At 62.6% G+C, this 19,483-nt stretch carries 17 protein-coding genes; 9 read left to right on the plus strand and 8 right to left on the minus strand.

The genetic code is table 11. From position 1 onward, the window contains the following. Window positions 1–135: 135 nt before the first annotated feature. The gene (recA, locus tag J2X24_RS21660; RefSeq protein WP_209726082.1) at window positions 136–1,218 is read right to left on the minus strand and encodes a recombinase RecA; all 1,083 of its coding nucleotides are present in this window, start codon (window positions 1,216–1,218) and stop codon (window positions 136–138) included. A gap of 358 nt (window positions 1,219–1,576) precedes the next feature. Continuing rightward, entirely contained in the window at window positions 1,577–5,548 is a 3,972-nt protein-coding gene (locus J2X24_RS21665) for a hypothetical protein (RefSeq protein WP_209726083.1), read from the minus strand. Between the two features lie 505 nt (window positions 5,549–6,053). Between J2X24_RS21665 and J2X24_RS21670 the strand changes: the two genes are divergently transcribed. The 4 genes from J2X24_RS21670 (at window position 6,054) to J2X24_RS21685 (ending at window position 8,729) form a co-directional block, all read left to right on the plus strand. Further along, on the plus strand, window positions 6,054–7,397 hold the full coding sequence (locus J2X24_RS21670) for a GntT/GntP/DsdX family permease (protein WP_209726084.1): 1,344 nt from the start codon (window positions 6,054–6,056) through the stop codon (window positions 7,395–7,397). A gap of 64 nt (window positions 7,398–7,461) precedes the next feature. Continuing rightward, window positions 7,462–7,632 carry a hypothetical protein gene (locus J2X24_RS21675; RefSeq protein ID WP_209726085.1) on the plus strand — a complete coding sequence of 57 codons (171 nt, stop codon included), beginning with the start codon at window positions 7,462–7,464 and terminating at the stop codon, window positions 7,630–7,632. A 4-nt stretch (window positions 7,633–7,636) separates the two neighbouring features. Then, on the plus strand, window positions 7,637–8,134 hold the full coding sequence (locus J2X24_RS21680; RefSeq protein ID WP_209726086.1) for an RNA polymerase sigma factor: 498 nt from the start codon (window positions 7,637–7,639) through the stop codon (window positions 8,132–8,134). Continuing rightward, a complete protein-coding gene (locus J2X24_RS21685; RefSeq protein WP_209726088.1) occupies window positions 8,124–8,729 on the plus strand; it encodes a hypothetical protein in 606 nt (201 codons plus the stop codon). The genes J2X24_RS21680 and J2X24_RS21685 overlap by 11 nt, the downstream gene beginning before the upstream one ends. Window positions 8,730–8,854: 125 nt before the next feature. On the opposite strand, the gene J2X24_RS21690 is transcribed toward J2X24_RS21685, so the two are convergent. The 3 genes from J2X24_RS21690 to J2X24_RS21700 form a co-directional block, all read right to left on the minus strand. Then, window positions 8,855–9,292, minus strand: a complete 438-nt coding sequence (locus J2X24_RS21690) for a GFA family protein (protein ID WP_209726090.1) — start codon at window positions 9,290–9,292, stop codon at window positions 8,855–8,857. Window positions 9,293–9,295: 3 nt separating this feature from the next. Further along, a complete protein-coding gene (locus tag J2X24_RS21695) occupies window positions 9,296–11,119 on the minus strand; it encodes a DUF885 domain-containing protein (protein WP_209726092.1) in 1,824 nt (607 codons plus the stop codon). Between the two features lie 207 nt (window positions 11,120–11,326). Beyond that, entirely contained in the window at window positions 11,327–13,303 is a 1,977-nt protein-coding gene (locus J2X24_RS21700; RefSeq protein ID WP_209726094.1) for a DUF885 domain-containing protein, read from the minus strand. A gap of 330 nt (window positions 13,304–13,633) precedes the next feature. Here J2X24_RS21700 and J2X24_RS21705 point away from each other — a divergent pair, with 330 nt between their 5' ends. The 3 genes from J2X24_RS21705 to J2X24_RS21715 all read left to right on the plus strand — a co-directional run bounded on the left by J2X24_RS21705 (window position 13,634) and on the right by J2X24_RS21715 (window position 15,288). Beyond that, complete coding sequence (locus J2X24_RS21705; protein ID WP_209726095.1) at window positions 13,634–13,837, plus strand: hypothetical protein; 204 nt, start codon at window positions 13,634–13,636, stop codon at window positions 13,835–13,837. A 154-nt stretch (window positions 13,838–13,991) separates the two neighbouring features. After that, a complete protein-coding gene (locus J2X24_RS21710) occupies window positions 13,992–14,504 on the plus strand; it encodes a superoxide dismutase family protein (protein WP_209726097.1) in 513 nt (170 codons plus the stop codon). A gap of 202 nt (window positions 14,505–14,706) precedes the next feature. Continuing rightward, the gene (locus tag J2X24_RS21715; protein WP_209726099.1) at window positions 14,707–15,288 is read left to right on the plus strand and encodes a hydrolase; all 582 of its coding nucleotides are present in this window, start codon (window positions 14,707–14,709) and stop codon (window positions 15,286–15,288) included. A 243-nt stretch (window positions 15,289–15,531) separates the two neighbouring features. Here J2X24_RS21715 and J2X24_RS21720 read toward each other — a convergent pair whose 3' ends face one another. Beyond that, on the minus strand, window positions 15,532–16,512 hold the full coding sequence (locus J2X24_RS21720; RefSeq protein ID WP_310005334.1) for a glycoside hydrolase family 5 protein: 981 nt from the start codon (window positions 16,510–16,512) through the stop codon (window positions 15,532–15,534). Window positions 16,513–16,587: 75 nt separating this feature from the next. Next, complete coding sequence (locus J2X24_RS21725; protein ID WP_209726101.1) at window positions 16,588–16,920, minus strand: winged helix-turn-helix transcriptional regulator; 333 nt, start codon at window positions 16,918–16,920, stop codon at window positions 16,588–16,590. Window positions 16,921–17,028: 108 nt separating this feature from the next. On the opposite strand from J2X24_RS21725, the gene J2X24_RS21730 reads away from it, so the two are divergent. After that, on the plus strand, window positions 17,029–17,733 hold the full coding sequence (locus J2X24_RS21730; RefSeq protein WP_209726103.1) for a glutathione S-transferase family protein: 705 nt from the start codon (window positions 17,029–17,031) through the stop codon (window positions 17,731–17,733). Between the two features lie 116 nt (window positions 17,734–17,849). Here the strand turns inward: J2X24_RS21730 and J2X24_RS21735 are convergent, their stop codons facing one another. Next, window positions 17,850–18,323, minus strand: a complete 474-nt coding sequence (locus J2X24_RS21735; protein ID WP_209726105.1) for a GlcG/HbpS family heme-binding protein — start codon at window positions 18,321–18,323, stop codon at window positions 17,850–17,852. Between the two features lie 110 nt (window positions 18,324–18,433). Between J2X24_RS21735 and J2X24_RS22890 the strand changes: the two genes are divergently transcribed. Next, the gene (locus J2X24_RS22890; protein ID WP_209726108.1) at window positions 18,434–19,330 is read left to right on the plus strand and encodes a helix-turn-helix domain-containing protein; all 897 of its coding nucleotides are present in this window, start codon (window positions 18,434–18,436) and stop codon (window positions 19,328–19,330) included. Window positions 19,331–19,483 lie beyond the last annotated feature (153 nt).

Raw genomic sequence — 19,483 nt, forward strand, 5'->3', positions numbered from 1 at the left:
TTCGCAAGCGCAAAGGCCGTTCAATGACGTATGACAAAAAAGGCGCTTCCTGTTTCCAGGAAGCGCCTTCTTCGGTCAGTCCGGACGGAGGTTTGGTGTGGGTACCGCCCGTCCCGGCCGAATAGCATTATGATATCAGAGCGACTCGTCGCCTTCGTTAGCGTCGGGCTCCGGCGTGCCCAGCAATTCCTCAGACAGCGCCTTGGACTTGTTGCGGATGCCCTTTTCGATCTCGGCGCACATATCCGGATTGGCCTTCAGGAAGTCGCGCGCATTGTCGCGGCCCTGACCGATACGGGTCGAGTTGAACGAGTACCAGGAGCCCGACTTCTCGACGAGGCCCGCCTTGACACCCAGGTCGATGATTTCACCGATCTTGGAGATGCCATGGCCGTACAGGATGTCGAACTCGACTTCGCGGAAAGGCGGGGCGATCTTGTTCTTGACGACCTTGACCTTGACATTGTTCCCGATGACTTCGTCACGCACCTTGATCGAACCGGTGCGGCGGATGTCGAGACGGACCGAAGCGTAGAACTTCAGCGCGTTGCCGCCCGTCGTTGTTTCCGGCGAACCGTACATGACGCCGATCTTCATGCGGATCTGGTTGATGAAGACGACGATGCACTTCGACTTGGAGATCGAGCCGGTCAGCTTGCGCAGGGCCTGCGACATCAGGCGGGCTTGCAGGCCCGGCAGGCTGTCGCCCATGTCGCCTTCGATTTCAGCGCGTGGCGTAAGCGCCGCGACTGAGTCGACGACGACGATGTCGACGGCGCCCGAACGGACCAGGGTGTCGGTAATTTCCAGCGCCTGTTCGCCATTGTCGGGCTGCGAGACCAGCAGGTCATCGAGATTGACGCCCAGCTTTTGGGCATAGACCGGGTCGAGCGCGTGCTCGGCATCGACGAAGGCAGCCGTGCCGCCGGCCTTTTGAATTTCGGCGACAGTGTGCAGGGCCAGGGTCGTCTTACCCGACGATTCCGGACCGTAGATTTCAATGACGCGGCCCTTCGGCAGGCCACCGATGCCGAGCGCCATGTCAAGACCCAGCGAACCGGTCGATACCGATTCGATCTGGTCGACACTGCCGTTCGAACCGAGTTTCATCACCGAGCCCTTACCGAAGGCCCGGTCGATTTGCGCCAGCGCGGCTTCGAGCGCGCGTTGCTTTTCAGAGTCGTTTTTTGCCACGAGTTTCAACATTGCTTGAGACATATCCAAACCTTCCTATGTCACGATTCCCTTGAGCAAGGGCAGCGCGTTCGCTTTTGTCGTTGGAAATGACATGTACTCCATTTGTTCCAAGTTCGCAATATGTTCTCATAAATAATTTGGAACATCCTTCCCGAAACAGAAAGGGCTCCGTTGCCGGAGCCCTCAGGCTGCTGACAAAGTCTGTGGACAATTTTCATGCGGTATATTGCCACCTGATTCACGGAACGTCTCGGAATCAAGCGGTGAACATATCGGAATCAAATTGTGGCAATTGGCCCTTCTCAAAAAAGATAGGGGGTTTGTCAGTAGCCTGAGGGCTCCGTTGCCGGAGCCCTTTCCTTATGCGTGGAGCGCGATCTTAGGCTGTGAACTCGAAGTCCGACACCGTCAGGCCCGCCGTCGTGTTGAGGATGGCGAAGTGGATACGCGCAGTCGCGCCCGTACCGTCGGAATCCCAGTAGAGATTGCCCGTGGCCGCATCCCAGATGAACTGGGCCGAGGTGCCGACCGCCGAAGCGCCCGCGGTGAACTGCGCCGCCGTCAGCACATGGCCCGCCGCGAAGCCGTAGTCCGAGCCTTTGAAAACCAGATCATCGACGTTGTGCACGAAGTCAATGATGGTGTCGCGGCCCGTGCTGGCGGCGGCGCCAAAGACGAAGTCGTCCGCGCCCGAACCACCGGTCAGGGTGTCATTGCCGCCGCCGCCGGTCAGGCGGTTGTTGCCGCCGGTGCCGGTCATGGTGTTATTGAGACCGTTGCCGGTGCCTGACACGGCGGAACCGGTCAGGATCAGGTTTTCGACATTGGCCATCAGCGACCAGTCGATCGACGAATAGGTCGTGTCGGTCCCCTCACCCACATTTTCGTAGGTGCGGTCACCGGCATTGTCGACAACGAAGGTGTCGTTGCCAAGACCACCGTACATCTGGTCGTTTTCGGTACCGCCGTTGATGCTGTCGTCACCGGCGCCGCCGACGATGGTATCCCAGCGCTCGCCACCCAGGATGGTGTCATTGCCCGCGCCGCCTTCAATGCTGTCGGCGCCGGCGTCACCCGTGATCGAGTCGTTGCCGTCTTCACCAAAGACGAAGTCGGCACCTTCGCCGGCGCTGATCGAGTCGAGACCCGCACCGCCGTAGATGGTGTCGTTGCCGTTGGCGCCGCTCAGCGTGTTGTTGTTGCCGTTGCCGAAGATGCCGTTGCTCAGGCTGTTGCCCGTGCCGGTCGTGGCCGCGCCGATCAGGTAGAGGTTCTCGGTGTCGACCACCAGCGAGAAGTTGATCGAGGAGATGACGGTATCGATGCCCGCCGAAGCCCCTTCATTCACGCGGTCACCGATGTCGTCGACATAATAGGTGTCATTGCCGAGGCCACCGTACATCTGGTCGTTGTTGATGCCGCCGTCGATGGTGTCGTTGCCGTCACCGCCGACGATGGTATCCCAGCGCTCGCCGCCGGCCAGGTAGTCGTTGTGCGCGCCACCGTCGATCGAGTCGGCGCCGGCGCCGCCATCGATCGTGTCGGCGCCATTGCCGCCCAGCAGCGTATTGGCGCCGCTGTTGCCGGTGATCAGGTTGTTGCCGCTGTTGCCCGTGCCCGAGATGGCGGCAGTGCCGGTCAGGGTCAGGACTTCGACGTCGTTGCCGAGGGCGAAATCGACCGACGAGAAGACGGTGTCATTGCCTTCGCCGGCGTTTTCGATCGCGCGATCGCCGACATTGTCGACGTAATAGGTGTCGTTGTCCTTGCCGCCCAGCATGCGGTCATTGCCGACACCGCCATCCAGCGTATCGTTACCGGAGCCGCCAATCAGGCTGTCGCTGCCCGCGCCGCCGATAAGCAGGTTCGCGACATCGTTGCCGTTGATAGTGTCGTTGCCGACGCCGCCGGTCGCGTCTTCGATGACGGTCGAGGTCACCGTAGTGATGCCGGCCGTGATGGCCGCCACGATGTTCGAGCTGTCCGAATTCAGGGTCACGGTCGTGCCGCGCCCCAGCGCCGTCACCAGGCTCTGATAGCTCGGCTCGACGCCCGCCGTCGCCGCGAAGATCGGGATGATGTTGGCGGCTTCGAGGGCGGCTTTCAGTTGGGCGATTTCCGGATAGTCTTCGAGTTCGAGGACCGCGTCACCGTCGTTCGGCGTGGTGATGCCGCCGGCGGCGCCGTCACCGGCGACGTGGAAGGCCGCATCCGTGAAAAGGACAACGAAACGCGCCGTGCCGACCCGGAAGCCGACATCGCCCGGCGTCAGCGCCAGGTGCATCAGGGCTTCCAGCTGGGCTTCCGGCGTGTCGTTGCCGCCCCCCGCCGTTGCCGCATTATAGGCCGAAGCCAGGGCCGCTTCGCTGGTGGTGATGCCGAGGTCGAGGTTGTAGACATAGTCGCCGGTCGAGCCGAAGGGCGACACGGCCTTGTCGCGGAAGGTCGACAGACCGAAGCCGACGTTCGGCTGGACGCCCTGCAGGGCATCGACGATCTGCGGGACCAGGGTGCGGACATTGGCGATGTCGTCGCCGAAGGAGCCGGTCAGGTCCTGCAGGAACTGGACATCCAGCGGCGAATAGGTCGTGCCGCCAGGGTTGAGCGTAACGTTCTGGCCCTGGACGATCGAGGTGTTCGCGCCCGTCAGGTCGATATAGGAGTTGCCGGTCGCCAGGCTGGCGTCGATCTTGTCATGCCCCTGGAAGTCTTCGACCACCACTGCGGCGCCGTGGATGGAGAAGGTGTCGTTGCCGTTGCCGCCGACGGCCGTGTCGCTGCCGGCCGACGAGTCGAGCCAGTCATTGCCATCGCCGCCGTCGAGGAAGTCATTGCCCGCCCCGCCATTGACGGTGTCATTGCCAGCGAAGCCGTAAATGCCGTCGTTACCGGCATTGCCGTTCAACACATTGCTGCCGGCATTGCCGCGCAGGGTATCATTGCCCGCGCCGCCATTGGCGTTTTCGATGCCGTAGAGCTCATCGTAGGTGCTGTCACCATAGGTGATGCCGTACTGGAAGCCCGCATAGGCAGGGTCGAGTTCGACATAGACGGCGGCCGTTTCGGCGCTGTAGTTGACCGTGTCGATGCCATTGCCGCCGGTCAGGGTGTCGTGGCCAAGGCCGCCGGTCAGGACGTCATTGCCGTCACCGCCATCCAGGTCGTTCAGGGCCGCATTACCGATCAGGGTGTCGTTGCCGACGCCGCCGATGGCGTCTTCGATGACGGTCGAGGTCACCGTGGTGATGCCGGCCGTGATGGCCGCCACGATGTTCGAGCTGTCCGAGGAAAGCTCTACCGTGGTGCCGCGGCCAAGCTGCGCGACCAGGTTCTGGTAGCTGGCGGTCACCGCCGAGGTCACGGCGAAGATCGGTATGATGTTGGCGGCTTCCAGCGCCGCCTTCAGCTGGGCGATAGCCGGATAGTCTTCGTTTTCGAGCACCGCGTCGCCGTCGTTCGGCGTCGAGATGCCGCCCGACGCACCGTCACCCGCCACGTGGAATGGCGCGTCCGAGAACAGGACGACAAAGCGCGCGGTGCCGGCGCGGAAACCGACCTCGCCCGGCGTCAGGGCCAGGTGCATCAGGGCTTCGAGCTGGGATTCGGGTTCGTCGCCGCCATTGGCCGCGGTCGCGGCGTTATAGGCCGCGGCCAGGGCCGCTTCGCTGTTGGTAATGGCGAGATCGAGATTGTAGACATAGTCGCCGGCCGAACCGAAGGGCGACACAGCCTTGTCGCGGAAGGACGAGAGGCCAAAGCCGATATTGCCTTGCACGGCCTGCAGGGCATCGACGATCTGCGGGACCAGGGTGCGGACATTGGCGATGTCGTCGCTGAAGGAACCGCTCAGGTCCTGCAGGAACTGGACGTCGAGCGGCGAATAGGTCGTGCCGCCCGGGTTGAAGATGACCGTCTTGCCCTGGACGGTCGAGGCCGAGGCCAGAGACAGGTCGAGGAAAGTGTTGCCGGTCGCGCCCGAGGCGTCGACGGTATCGTGACCCTGGAAGTCTTCGATGTTGGCGGATGCGCCCTGGATGACATACAGGTCGTCGCCATTACCGCCCGAGACGGTGGCCGCGCCCTGATACAGGATGACGGTGTCATTGCCGCCGCCGGCCAGGATCAGGTTGTTGCCGCTGGCGCCCGAAATGGTGTCATTGCCGGCGCCGCCATCGAGCGTGTCGTTGCCCGTGCCGCCGCCATTGAGGAAGTCGTTGCCATTGCCGCCGGTGATGGAGTCGGTGCCGTCGGCGCCGTACAGGGTGTCATTGCCATCGTTGCCGTGGATGGTGTCGTTGCCGGTGGTGCCGCCATAGAAATTGTTGGCGCTCGTGCCGTTGTAAACAGCCATGATGTTTCTCTCCTGTTAAGGGAAACGTTGTTGAGGAGGATTGCACGCAATAAGGCGCCGCAAGCCACAGCAACGGCTATGCTATCCGTAAGTAAAAGCTGTGATGTCGACGCAATTAAACGCTCTCGGGCCGTCATTCTCGACGCGCCCAATGATGAAGACTAGGAATTAGGACAAAACAAATGGACCGGTCCCCACAGTAGGGCTGACCAATTCTAGTTTTTTTGCTACAATGTTATGAGATTGATTTTACGAAAAGCTACTGGAATGCACTTCACTTAACGTCTCCAGCTAAAATCAATTGGCGAATATGTCAAGGGTGCAAAAGAGTGAACGGACCGTGCACCATATTATTCTTCCGGGAGTGTGAGCGGTCACATGACGGACGTTGCGCAAGTCATGGTTCTCGCATAGGCTCCGGTCCGATACGCGCATTTCGCTTAAAATGCGCGATCCGCAAAAATGGCGGGCGGTATAAAAGACCCGCATGAGGGAGGACTGAATCATGCAGGCGCTTTCCGCCGCCGACCCGACCTGGGCGTTGACCGCCGTCGCCATTTCCGTTCTTGGCCTCGTGGTCATGATCGCCTGGGGCAAGGTCCAGCCCCTGCTGGCCTTCGTCATCGCCGCCATTGCCGCCGCCCTCATGCTGGGCATGCCGCTCGACGCCATCCCCAAGTCGGTCGAAAAGGGCATAGGCGACATGCTGGGCTCGCTGGCCATCCTGCTGGCGCTGGGGGCCATATTCGGCCGGCTGATCGCCGATTCCGGCGCGGCGCAAAAGATCGCCGCCGTCCTGATCCGGCTGTTTGGCGCTTCGCGCATGAGCCTGGCCCTCGCGCTGACGGGCTTCATCGTCGGCATTCCGCTCTTTTACAATGTCGGCTTCGTGCTGATGGTGCCGCTGATCTTTTCGCTGATGCGCCAGTCAGGCAAGTCGCTGGTCTGGCTGGCCGTACCGTTGATGGCCGGCCTGTCGATCGCGCACGGCTTCCTGCCGCCGCACCCCTCGCCCACCGCCATCGTGCCGATGTTCGGCGCCGACATGGGCGTGACCCTGATCTATGGCCTGATCGTCGGCGTGCCGACGCTTCTGATCGCCGGTCCCGTCTTCGCCATGACGGTCAAGGGCGTCACCGCCAATCCGCCCGACCTCTTCCTGGCGCCGCCCAAGGCCGACGACGAACTGCCGAGTGCGTTCAATGCCTTCGCCACCGCGCTCTTGCCGGTGGTGCTGCTGGCGGGCGCCACGGCGCTCAACTTCTCCGGAACCGTGCCCGCGGAACACAAGGCGCTGGTCAACTTCGTCAGCCATCCGATCCTGGTCCTCCTGATCGCGCTCGTCGTCGCCAGCATCAGCCTGGGGACGGCGCGCGGCACGGGTTTCCGTAAGCTCATGGAAAGCTCGGGCGGGGCGCTGCGGGAAATCGCGCCGATCCTGCTGATCATCGCCGGCGCGGGCGCCCTCAAGCAGGTCTTCGTCGACAGCGGCGTCAGCGCCCAGATGGGCACATTGCTGCAGGCCGTTCCGGTGCCGCCGCTGGTGCTGGGCTGGCTGATCGCGGGCATCATCCGCGTCTCGCTGGGATCGGCGACCGTGGCGGGCCTGACCGCGGCGGGCCTGGTTACATCTCTAGTCGCGACATCGGGCGTCGATCCGAACCTGATGGTCCTGGCCATAGGCGCGGGTTCACTGATGTTCAGCCACGTCAACGATTCGGGCTTCTGGATGTTCAAGGAATATTTCGGGCTGTCGATCAAGGATACGCTCAGGACCTGGACGCTCATGGAAGGGCTGGTCGGGATTGTCGGGCTGGCGTCGGTCCTGGTGCTCGATCTTTTTGTGTAACTCCCTGTAAGGATCGCCAGCCCGTGGGCGTCTAATCTCCCGACACAACACAAGGAGATTTGTCATGCTGGGTCTGTTTCTGAAGCGCGAACATTTTGGGCCGGTGCTGGCCGCGGCGCTGGCAGTCGGCCTTATCGGCATCGTTATCGGCATGTCGAACGGCGCGTTCGAGAGCAACAACCGCGAAGCCCTGCGCCTGAAACGCGAAGCGGCGGCCGCACAGGTCGCGCCCTGACCCGATGGTGGCGGCAGACGACGACTTCGCCGACTGGATCGCGCCGCATGTCGGCCGGCTGACCCGGATCAGCCGCGCCTTCGCCGCACCGGCCGACCGCCATGACCTGATGCAGGAATTGCTGATCGCCGTTTGGAAGGCGCGTCCGGCCTTTCGTGGCGACGCCTCCCCCGCCACCTTCATCTATCGCGTGGCGCACAATCGTGCCCTGACCTGGAGGCGCCGCGAAGGCCTGCGCTGGCTTAAGTTCGCCAGGTTTCGCGACGATCTCATGAACCTGCCGCCCGAATCCGGTGAGGATCCTCGGCTGGAAACGCTTTACGCCGCGATCCGCGAACTGCCGCCGGTCGATCGCTCACTGATGCTCCTGGCGCTCGACGGCGTATCCTATGCCGACATGTCCGCCCTGCACGCCTTAAGCGAAAGCAATATCGGTGCCCGCCTGACCCGCGCGCGGGCGCGACTGATGGCCATCATTGGGGAGACGTCCGATGGATTTTGAAACCTTGGAAAAGCTATGGCGATCGGAAGCCAATGACCGCGCCACCGTCGCTGAAACCTATATATTGGAGGCAACCTTGAAAACTCTGACGCAGCGCCGCGGCGCGTTTTCGACCGGCATGGGCCTGATCGGCCTGGCCCTGATCGTCTGGACCGGCGCGATCGCCTATGCCGTTATGTGGGGGAAGATCGCCGATATTACGCAGGAATGGGGTATCCTTGCCTTGCTGGTGATATCGTGGCTGGCGTTCCTCATTGCCCAGGCGCAGCAGAAGCGGCACGTGCGCGCCTACCCGGAAGCCACCACCTCCATGCCGGACGCGCTCAGGGCGCTGATCGACGAGAACCGGACGGCGCGGGCACGCACGCGCATGATGGGCGTGGCGCTACTGGTCTTTGCCGGCGTGCTGGCCCTGTCGGTCGGCCAGCTCCATGCGGTGGGAAAGATGGAATGGCGGCACGTCGTTCAAGGGTCGCTGCTCTTCGGCGGCGCGCTTTTGCTGTCGGCGGCCATTCATGCGGTTCGCTATATCCGCATGCTCAAGCCGGAGGGCGAGCGGCTGCGGCGGCTGCTGGAGCAGTACGCGCAGGACTGAGCACCCCAAGGCTAGATCGGTATGATTTTAAGTGGAAACATCATACCGATCTAAGCTTTTGTTTTGTCGCGATATTTAAGGCGAAAACCCCAAAGACGCTTCTTGGCACTTTTCGCCATATCGCTCTAATTCCGGAAATGCCGTTCGTGCATTTCGACCAGCGGAGAGGCGTCGGCCCAATCCCGGCGCGAGCGGACAAAGACCTGGCGGAATGTCTGTCCCGCCGGCGACAGCCATGTGGCATCGTCGAATGTGCCCGCCGGCAGCGTCCGAATGCCCGGCGCCGCCTCGAGCCTAAAGCCGAGATTGCCGCCACACCGGCCGCAGAATTCGACGTCGAGCCAGCGGCCGGACTCGTCCGACATGTGCCTGTAGCGGACCAGGGTTTCGCCGAGCAACTCGACCCGCTCTTCGGGATAAACCACCTCGGTTCCAAAGGCCGTACCCGTGCGGCGCTGGCACCACAGGCAATGACAGATCGTCACGCGCAACGGCTCGCCCCACGCCTTGAAGCGCAAGCCGCCACAGACACAGCCGCCTTCGCGGAATCCGGGCGCGGCCATAAATCAGATCAGTCCCTTGTCCTTATACACCTGCTCAAGCACCGCCAGCGGCACGCCGCCCGCCTGCAGCCCGGTGTCGTGGAAGGCGCGGATGTCGAATTTCGCGCCTTGCCTGGCCTTCATGGCCTCGCGCAGCTTCATCCATTGCAGCTTGCCGACCATGTAGCTCAGCGCCTGGCCGGGCCACACGCAATAGCGCTCGATCTCAGTGATCGCCGAAGACTCCTGGTCGCCATTGGTCTCGACGAAATACTTAACCGCCTGCTCGCGGCTCCAGTGCTTGGCGTGCATGCCGGTATCGACGACCAGCCGGATCGCCCGGAACAGCGACGATTGCAGGTAGCCGACATAGCCCTGCGGGTCATTGTCGTACATGCCCATCTCGCCGGCCAGCAGTTCCGAATACAGCGCCCAGCCTTCCGAATAGGCCGAGAAGCCGCCGGTCTTGCGCAGCATCGGCAGGCCTTGCGCTTCGATCTGCAAGGCGATCTGCAGGTGGTGGCCCGGAATGGCTTCGTGATAGGTCAGTGTCGGCAGCGACCACGACGGCCATTCCGCCGTGTCGCGCAGGTTGATGTAATAGGCGCCCGGCCGGGTGCCGTCGAGGTTCGGCCCCTGGTAGTAGCCACCCGGCGCGCCGGCCTCGATCTCCTTGGGCACCCGCCGGACCTCGCACGCGGCCTTGGGCAGGATGCCGAACCATTGCGGCAGCTTGGCCTGAATCGCCTGGATCTGAACGTTCAGGTCGGCGATCAGCTTTTCCTTGGCCTCATCGGTATTGGCATAGACATACTTCGGGTCCTCGGACAGGGCGCGCATGCGTTCCCCCACCGTGCCGGTCGAGTAGCCCAGGGCCTTCAGCCTGACGTCGGCCTCGGCGCTGATCTCCTTGACGAGGTCGAGGCCGACCTTGTGAATCTCATCGGGCGTCATATTGGTCGTGGTACCGACCTTGGCCGCGAAGGCGTAATAGGCATCGCCGTCCTTCAGCCGCCACACCCCTGCATCGTGCACCGCCTTGCCGCGCGCGGCTTTCACCGCGGCGATCTGGGCGTCGAGCGCCGCGGCGATTGAGCCTTCAACGCGTCTGGCTGCTTCCGCCGCCCAGTCGCCGGCAATACCCTTGGCCGCCGTCTTCTTGACCAGCGCCTGGGTCATCGGGCTGTCGGCGCCCTTGATGGCGCGGAGCGATTCCATCTGGACCAGCGCCTTGTCGAGTGCAAAGTCGGGCGCCAGGACGCCATTGGCGACATCGGCCCTGAAGCGCTCGGTCTGCTGGCCAATCACTTCGGCAAAGGCGTCCATGCGGGCGAGAAACGCGTCCGCATCGGCCTTGGTCTCGATCGTGTGCTGGTTGGCCAGGAAGTCCGGCGTCGAACGGTATGCGCCGTTCAGCTGGCTGAGGACATAAGGATTGGCACCGCCCCACGATCCGAAACGGAAGCGGTCGGCGCCGTCCTTCGACAGTTCAGCGCGCCACAGGATAGTGTCGTAATTGATCCGGTCCATGCCCTCCAGCTTGGCGCGCGGAATGGCCTTCAGCGTCTTGATACTCTTGTCGAGGCGCGCCAGCGAAGCCAGGTCCTCGGCTTCGGTGGCAGGCGTCAACTTCGATTTGAGCCCTGCCAGTTCGCCCTTGTCGAGGCCAAGCGAAGTGGCGCTTTCCGGTGCGTTGGCGATGCGTTCCTTGAAAATCGCATCGAACGCTTCATTAAGCGCCTTGGCGGCCGCCGGATCGCTTTGCGATGTCGGAGCGGCGGCGGCGGGCAATGATGCCGTACCGGCAACGGCGACGGCGGAAATCAGCAGTTGGCGACGGTCGAGCATGTCTGGCCCCTCTATGAACAGGGGACCAGTGGTTGCCAGCGCAACCAACCTGTCAAGTTACGAAAATGTCATGGTCCCCTCTCCCCGCTTGCGGGGAGAGGGTTAGGGTGAGGGGCAAACGGAAAGAGCGGCACGCGCGGAAATAGTTTCTGCCCCTCATCCGGTCCTACGGACCACCTTCTCCCCGCAAGCAGGGAGAAGGAAAGATCAGATCAGCCCCTTATCCTTATACAACTGCTCCAGCACCGACAGCGGCACCGACCCGGCCAGCATGCCCGTGTCGTGGAAGGCCTTGATGTCGAATGCTCCGCCCTGCTTGCGCTTTTGCGCGTCACGCAGACGCAGCCAGGTGATCTTGCCCATCATGTAGCCCAGGGCCTGGCCCGGCCAGACGACATAGCGCTCGATCTCGGCCGTGACGGCGCTTTCGCTGTCGCCCATGGCGTCGCGCATATAGGTGATCGCCTGTTCACGGCTCCAGCCGAGATTGTGCATGCCGGTATCGACGACCAGGCGCACCGCGCGGAACAGCGCGTCGTGCAGGTAGCCGATACGGCCCGGCGCATCGTCGTTGTAGATTCCCATCTCCGACGCCAGTTGCTCCGAATAGAGCGCCCAGCCTTCGACATTTGCGTTGAAGGCTAGGAGCTTGCGCAGGGTCGGAATGCCTTGCGCCTCGTTCTGGATGGTCAGTTGCATGTGGTGGCCGGGAATGGCCTCGTGGCAGGTGAGCGTCGGCAGGGTCCAGCTGGGGTTATTGCCCGTGTCGCGCAGGTTGATGTAATAGGCGCCCGCCCGCGAGCCGTCGATCGATCCCGGCATGTAGTAGCCGCCCGGCGCCCCCGCCTCGGTCGCCACCGGTACGCGGCGGATCGACACTTTCGACTTCGGCAGCACGCCGAAATAGCTCGGCAGGCGCGCCTCGACCTTGTGCACCAGGCCGTTCAGGTCGTTGAGCAGCTTGGCCTTGCCGTCGTCGGTATTGGGATAGAGGTATTTCGGGTCGGTATACATGGCGTGCATGCGCTCGCCCGGTGTGCCTTGCGTCATCCCCAGGGCGCGCAGGCGGCTGTCGAGTTCGGCGCTCAGGCGCGCCACCTGGTCCAGGCCAATGGCGTGGACCTCCTTGGCGCTGTCGTCGGTGCTCGTCGAAAGCTTTACGCACTGGGCGTAATAGGCCTCGCCGTTCGGCTGGTTGCGCACGCCGGCGTCGTGCTTCGCCTGACCGGCCAGCCCCGAAAGGATGTCGATCTGGCGCGTCAGGGCTTCACGGACCGGGCCGGTCAGGCGGGCCGAGGCGTCATCGCGCCACGTGCCGGCGATGCCCAGCGCCTGGGTCTTCGAATCGAGCGCGGTGACGACCGGGCTATAGGCCGGATCGGTGTCGCGCAGCGCGATCAGTTGCTGCATCGCCTTCTTGAGGACGAAGTCGGGTGGGATGACGCCACGGCCGGCATCGGCGCGGATGCGCTCGTTTTCCTGATCGACGGCGCGGGCGAAATCGCTCAGGCGCATCAGGTAGGATTCGGCGTCGGCCTTATTGGCGATCTCGTGCTGGGTCGCCAGGAAATCGGGCACGAACTGATAGGCGCCAGTCAGCTGGCTGACGACATAGGGCGCGGCGAACCCGCCGGCAAAGACGCCGTAGTCGCCATAGGCAAAGCCCTGGGCGAGGGCGAGCTGGTTCTCATTGTCCCACAGGACGGAATCATAGTTCAGCCGGTCGGCGGCCGACAGGTCATTGCGATCAATGGCCCTCAGCGTCTGGACGGCGCGGCGCAGACGCGCCAGGTTCGATGCCTTCGACGCCTCGGAACGATCGTCGAGCTTCGTCTTGGCCACCGCGAACTGGCCTTTGTCGAGGCCGGCCGAGGTCGCCTGCACCGGCGAGGCGGTGAACCATTCGCGCAGGATCAGGTCGTAGGCATTGTTGAGCTGGGCGGCGACTTCCGGCGCGGTGACAGCGGGCACGGGCGGCGGCGGAGGGGGCTTGGGCGCCTCGACCTTTTTCGGCGCGGCCTTCTTGCCTTTGGTCGACTTCTTGCTGCTCTTCTTCGACTTGGAAGAGGACTTCTTCTTGCTCGCGGCCGCCTTCTTTTTCTTCTTGGGCGCCGCCAGGGCCTCGGCCGCAACGCTGCCGAACAAGGCCGCCAATGCGCCCACTACATACCGCCGGTCTACCATGCTCACTCCGCCACAAGGTCGTTTCATGACGCCGAGCCTATGCGCTGGGCGCAACACTGGCAACGATTTTATACGGTTGAACAAAACCGTCGCATATGGCGCGTAACTTGACAGACTTGTATTTTGACGCGTTTTGGGAGCAGCGTCGTGATCTCGCGTTTCTTCGTGTTCCAGCGGGTTCTGCTGCGTTCAGGCCCGCGCCTACCACACCAATCACTCCCCGTCCGGTGTGGCGACCCAGGACAAGGGCCGCGCCAATGCACTGGTCGTGTCGGATAAGTCCAGACGCGTCCGTTCCTATCACCGCAATACCCTCCAGGCCTGGCCGAAATGCTGGGCGCGGCCGGGCTCAGCCACCCGTCGCAGCTCAAGCCCTGGCACCTGCAAGTCCGCGCCTCAACCGGCGAAGTGGTGCGCGGCGGCGTCACCTATACCCACCTGGAGGCCGGCGCGCTGGTCAGCGGTGCGGTCGAGCCGCGGCTGAGGCGCGAATGGCATCGCGCCAATCCGGAAAGCTTCGCGCCAAATTTCTGATTTTTAGAATTAATACGCAAAGGCTTTGCCAGGCTTGATTTTTTGACGCTCACATTCGCGTGAAAGGCCATGCCCGCGCCATGTTCGTCTTGAATTCTTGCGAACGACTCGCGCAAAACACATCACCCGATCCCGCCCCTCTAGGAGTTCCCGTATGCGCCTAATCGCCGCCGCCGCCCTTATCGCCGCCATCGCCACACCCGTTATGGCCCAAACGCCCGCCACCTATACCGGCGCCCTGAAGGGGCCGACCGGCGCGGACCTGGGCAAGGTGGTGGTCACCGACGCCCCCAAGGGCGTGCTGCTGCGCGTCGAGGCCAAGGGGCTGACGCCCGGCTGGCATGCCATCCATTTCCATGAAAAGGGCGCCTGCACCGATGAAAAGTTCGCTTCGGCCGGCTCCCACGTCCACGGTGAAGGCACGGTGATCCACGGCCTGCTGCGCGCCGACGCCACGGACTTCGGCGATCTGCCGAACATCTTCGTCCAGGCCGATGGCACGGCAACGGCCGAGATCTATTCGACTCTGGTGACCGTCAAGGGCTCCGGCGCCAAGCTGCTCGACGACGACGGCGCCTCGGTGGTGATCCACGGCAATCCGGACGACTATACGTCTCAGCCGGTCGGCAATGCAGGCCCGCGCCTCGCCTGCGCGGTGATCAAGTAAGGCGTTAGAGAGGGGCGATAAAAGTCCCCTCTCCCTGCTTTGGCTGCCGCCGAGGCCGGGGAGAGGGTAGGCGCAGGGCGGCGAGCCTGAGGGGCAATCGGAAGAATAGCAAGCGCGGAAACAGTTTCTGCCCCTCATCCGGTCCTGCGGACCACCTTCTCCCCGTAAGCGGGGAGAAGAGCTTAAACTCAAGGCACCCCTCATGCCCCTTACCCTCTCCCCAGCCACCACCGCCCTTGTCCTGATCGACCTGCAAAACGGCATCGTCAATGCGCCGCGTGAGCCGCGTTCCGGCGCCGATGTCGTGGCTGCCGCAAAGACGGTGGCCGAACGCTTCCGCGCCGCCGGTGCCCCGGTCTTCCTGGTCCATGTCGATTTTGCGCCGGACTATGCCGACGCCCTGAAACAGCCGGTCGATGAGCCGACACCGCGGCCGGAAGGCGGCCTGCCGCCAGGCTATGCCGAATTCGCCCCGGGTCTGCCGCATGAGACCGATATCGTCATCCGCAAGCGCAACTGGGGCGCCTTCTATGGCACGTATCTCGACCTGCTCTTGCGCCGCCGCAGCATCCGCACCATCGTCCTGGGCGGCATCGCCACCAATTTCGGCGTAGAGTCGACGGCGCGCGACGCCTGGGAGCGCAACTACGAACTGGTCGTGCTCGAAGACCTGTGCGCCAGTGCGACCGCCGAGATGCACGCCCTCTCGATCAAATCCGTCCTGCCGCGCATCGCTCGCGTCCGCCAAAGCGGTGAGATCAGTCTGGCAGAAGCTGGATCGTGAGACGGACTATTTTCGCCGCAACTTGCGGATTTCGCAGGACAGTCCAACGCCGGCGACAGCTATGACCGGCAAGGCGGCCAAGATAAGCAATTCCATTACGCTTACTCTTTGTGTGTTTACTCCCGAACTGTTGAGAGTGTCACGGGACACATAAAGGCGCAATCGTTTGCGTTGCTTTTGGGGAATTTACCGGCTCACTATTCCGTGTACGGATAAGGCCCGCGGTAACCGAAAACCGGCCGGCTACTGACAGCTTACCTTCCAGCCTTTCAGCACATCGCGCACCAGCTTGCCCGAATCCGTCAGATCGGCGTCGCTCCAGGGCCCGGTCGACGATGCGCCCGGCTTGAACAGCGACGCGCCTTCTTTCTTGTCACTGACAGCCCAGTTGGCCTGGCTCAGGCAATGTTTGCGCATGAAGGCCTGCCATTTGGCGGTTTCCTCGACATCAGCCGCGCCATTGCCGTCGGCATTGACCGAACCCCACTCCGACACGAAGACCGACGCACCTTTGTCGAGCGCCGCCTTCGTCTTGGCGCGCAAAGCGTCCTTATGCGTGCCGGCGTAGAAGTGGATGGTATAGGTGATGTTTGTGCCCTTGACCGGATCGGCAGCGGCGATATCGGCATCCTGCGACCAGGTGGGCGAGCCGACAATGATCAGATTGTCGGGATCGACCGCGCGGATGGCATCGATCACCGTCTGCGAATAGGGTTTTACACCTGTCGACCAACTGATGTCGCGCAGCGGCTCATTATAGATCTCATAGATGACGTTCGGCGTATTGCCGTATTTCTGCGCCATGGCGGTAAAAAAGGCGACAGCCGCGGCCGGGTCCTTTTCGGCGCGGTGCGAGTGCCAGTCGATAATGACATAGACGCCATTGGCGATGGCGGCATCAACCAGGGTTTCGACGCGGGCACGATTGGCGTCGGGCTCGACCGCATAGCCGCCCTTGCCGTCGATCCCCATGGCCGCCCGGACCAGCGATACATTCCAGTCTTTCGCGAAGGTCGCGACGCTGCCGGCATTATAGAAGCGATCCTGCCCCCAGCCGCTATTGGACCAGAAGTAGCTGACGCCGGCCAGGGCGATCGGCTTGCCGGACGCGTCGATGACGCGGTTGCCTTTGATAGCGAGCGCGCCATGGGTTTGCACAGGCGTCGCGGCGGTCGCGGCCAAGGGCATTGCCAGCATGGCGGCGGCAAGCAGGATGGATTTCACGGCGCGTCTCCCCGAATTGTAATCGTTATCATGGCACCGTAACGGGCTTTGATTTAACAAGCAATATACGCGGACCTAAACCGCTTCAGGCTCGACCTCCTCCTGAAGCGCCTCCCACCAGTCACCGAGCGCGTCCATCAGCGGGACAAGTTTCAGGCCCGCCGGCGTCAGGTCATATTCCACCCTGAGCGGATAGCCGGCGAACTCGGCGCGCTGGACAATACCGGCATTCTCCAGCTTGCGCAGTTCCATCGTCAGCATCTTGTGCGAAATCGTCGGATTGTCGCGCCTGAGGTCGCTGAAACGCTTGGTGCCGTCCTTGAGATAGTAGACCAGCAAGGCCGGCCAGCGGCCGCTCAACACCTGCATGACTTCCTCGATCGGGCAGCGGGAGACCAGGTCTTTCATCGGACAGTCCTGAGGTTACCAAAAAGTGCGTAATTTACTTGGGGAGCCGGAGTCCTAAAATCCACATTGCTGCGCAGCGTGACATCAAACATCACGGAGACTTTGGTAATGGAACCGATCCTTATATATGGCTTCCCGGCGGGAAGTTCGATGGGACTTGTGGCGGTGCTGGAATGGCTGGGCAAGCCGTACCGCCTGTGCCGCGTCGATATGCTGGGCGAGATGCGTAAACCGGCTTACAAACGCATCAATCCGCGCGTCGAAACGCCTGTCCTGATCACAGATGCCGGCGACATACTGACGGAAACCATGGCGATTGCCCGCTGGTTCGAGGCCCGCGACGAAGAACGCCGCATCAGCTTCGATCCCAAATCCCGGCAGGCCGATCTGATGCACCAGCATATGGCCTATATCAATACCGGCTTTACCGGCGCCTTCAGTCCGCTGTGGACCGCGCTGGAAATGGAGCCGCCAAACCCGACGATGCAGGATGCCCTGCGGGTCTACGGCCGTCGTGCCGTCATCGAACGCCACGATAAGCTTGAGGAAATGATCGATCCCTCACCCTTCCTGTGCGGCGACCGCTCGTCCCTGGCTGACGGCATGCTGATCGGCGTGGCGCGCTGGCTGGATTTCCACGAAGTCGCCGACCGCACGCGCTGGCCCAAACTTGATGCGGTTCGCCGCACGATCGAAGCCGATCCGGCCGCGGTCTACGCGCAGGCCGTCGAGAACGGCGAGGATATCGCCGGCAGCGGTGCGTGCAAGGGCCACATGGCGATCGGCGAGGTCATCGAACGCTTTGGCCGATAAAAAGCGGCCCCGGCGTGACGCACGGGGCCGTAAGCGGCCATTCTTGGGAGACAGGCCAAGTCTTTGTTTGTCGCGCATCTTATCCAAAAACCGTTGCACACTTTTTGGGATGCGCTTTATTTCGGTTGCGTCACTCCGGATGCCGCAATGCCCGCCTTGGCGCAGGCGATGTCGTCTTCGACCGAAGCGCCCGACACGCCGATGCCGCCCAACGCGTTCCACGATGCGTCGAACAGCGGCACGGCCCCGCCGACCGTGGCGATGCCAGGAACACCCGGCAGGTTCCACTTGCCGGTTTCCTCGCTGGAAATCTGGACCGTGGCCGCCGATCTGGCCTTCCAGTGCGCCACTTCGGCGACAGCTGTCGGCGTACCGTCCATATAGGCAAAGGTAATCAGTCGGCCGGCATAGTCGTAGACAGCCACGGCGACCTTAAGCTTGCGCTCTTTGGCAAATGCCAGGCAGCCGTCCTGCATTTTGCGAGCGGTTTCCAGGTCCATCTGCGGGCGCAACGTCTGGGACGCGGCCGGCAAGGCGACGGGTGCCGCCAGGCTGGCCAGCCCCATCAGTAACAGAGTTCGGTTGATCACGGGGCGGGGTCCTTATACACTTCCATGAAATTGCAGGCGCGGTGAACCTTAACCGGTTGCGTGGAAACGCACTGTCGCCGACCTGCCAAAAACTGTCGCCGGAGGATCAAGTGGACTCGTCCGATGTCCCGCAGATAAAGGTCATCACCCTGCCCGACATCCTGCGGCCGGAAACGCCCGCCTGCTCGGTTCGTTTTTACCGTCATCAGGCCGCGGACGCGCCGGTACGATCGATGATCAGCTTTACCGCCAATGCCGTGTCGCTGGTCATTTGCGGCCGCAAGCGCCTGCAACAGGGCAGCCATAGCCTGGAACTGCCGGCCGGCGGCGGACTATTGTTCCGGCGTGGACAGTGCCTGTCGACCGACATCGCCGTGGCCGGCAAGCCCTATCGCAGCCTGCTGGCTTTTTTTGGCGACGATGAGCTGACGGCCTTCCGTAAGCGCTATAATGTTCCGGCAGGGACAGCGCGGGTCCGCGACGATTTTGCGCGCTTTACCATCAGCCCGCAGCTGTCAGCGCTGCGCGATGTCCTGGCGGATGGGCCGGTCAATCCGGCAGACTTCTCACCGGCCATGCGCACAGTTAAACTTGAAGAACTGCTGCTATTGATCCTTGAAGCCAATGGCCCGGCCGCCTTCGACCTGTTCAATGCACCCGTGGCTCCGGCGCCCGATGCGCGCCTGCGCTGCGTAATGGATGCGCATTGGCAGAACGGCCTCAGCCAGGAGGAACTGGCGTTTCTGTGTCATATGAGCCTGTCGACCTTCAAACGCCGCTTCCAGGCGGTTTATGATATGAGCCCCGGACAATGGCTGCATCGTCGCCGCCTTGACTACGCCGCGCATCTGCTCAAGGTCGAACGCCGCAAGGCCTCGGATATCTATTTCGATGTCGGATTCGCGACTCTTTCAAGCTTCACCCAGAGCTTCAAGAGCCATTATGGCGTGACACCGAAGGCGTATCAAACTTCAATCCCCTCTCCCCGCTTGCGGGGAGAGGGTTAGGGTGAGGGGCTTGTTGAAGCTGGCTACCAAGGCAATGACGAATAGCCAAGTTCTTGCTCGCTAACAATTCCCGCGCCTCACACTCTGACAGCTTGCCCCTCAGGCTCGCCGCCCTGCGCCTACCCTCTCCCCGCAAGCGGGGAGAGGGAAGAT

The organism is Asticcacaulis solisilvae, assembly GCF_017875235.1.
GTDB lineage: Bacteria > Pseudomonadota > Alphaproteobacteria > Caulobacterales > Caulobacteraceae > Asticcacaulis > Asticcacaulis solisilvae_A.

Coding starts and splice junctions, on each gene's coding strand:
- recA (WP_209726082.1), bottom strand. CDS start 1,218: ATGTCTCAAGCAATGTTGAAACTCGTGGCAAAAAACGACTCTGAAAAG.
- J2X24_RS21665 (WP_209726083.1), bottom strand. CDS start 5,548: ATGGCTGTTTACAACGGCACGAGCGCCAACAATTTCTATGGCGGCACC.
- J2X24_RS21670 (WP_209726084.1), top strand. CDS start 6,054: ATGCAGGCGCTTTCCGCCGCCGACCCGACCTGGGCGTTGACCGCCGTC.
- J2X24_RS21675 (WP_209726085.1), top strand. CDS start 7,462: ATGCTGGGTCTGTTTCTGAAGCGCGAACATTTTGGGCCGGTGCTGGCC.
- J2X24_RS21680 (WP_209726086.1), top strand. CDS start 7,637: ATGGTGGCGGCAGACGACGACTTCGCCGACTGGATCGCGCCGCATGTC.
- J2X24_RS21685 (WP_209726088.1), top strand. CDS start 8,124: ATGGATTTTGAAACCTTGGAAAAGCTATGGCGATCGGAAGCCAATGAC.
- J2X24_RS21690 (WP_209726090.1), bottom strand. CDS start 9,292: ATGGCCGCGCCCGGATTCCGCGAAGGCGGCTGTGTCTGTGGCGGCTTG.
- J2X24_RS21695 (WP_209726092.1), bottom strand. CDS start 11,119: ATGCTCGACCGTCGCCAACTGCTGATTTCCGCCGTCGCCGTTGCCGGT.
- J2X24_RS21700 (WP_209726094.1), bottom strand. CDS start 13,303: ATGGTAGACCGGCGGTATGTAGTGGGCGCATTGGCGGCCTTGTTCGGC.
- J2X24_RS21705 (WP_209726095.1), top strand. CDS start 13,634: ATGCTGGGCGCGGCCGGGCTCAGCCACCCGTCGCAGCTCAAGCCCTGG.
- J2X24_RS21710 (WP_209726097.1), top strand. CDS start 13,992: ATGCGCCTAATCGCCGCCGCCGCCCTTATCGCCGCCATCGCCACACCC.
- J2X24_RS21715 (WP_209726099.1), top strand. CDS start 14,707: ATGCCCCTTACCCTCTCCCCAGCCACCACCGCCCTTGTCCTGATCGAC.
- J2X24_RS21725 (WP_209726101.1), bottom strand. CDS start 16,920: ATGAAAGACCTGGTCTCCCGCTGCCCGATCGAGGAAGTCATGCAGGTG.
- J2X24_RS21730 (WP_209726103.1), top strand. CDS start 17,029: ATGGAACCGATCCTTATATATGGCTTCCCGGCGGGAAGTTCGATGGGA.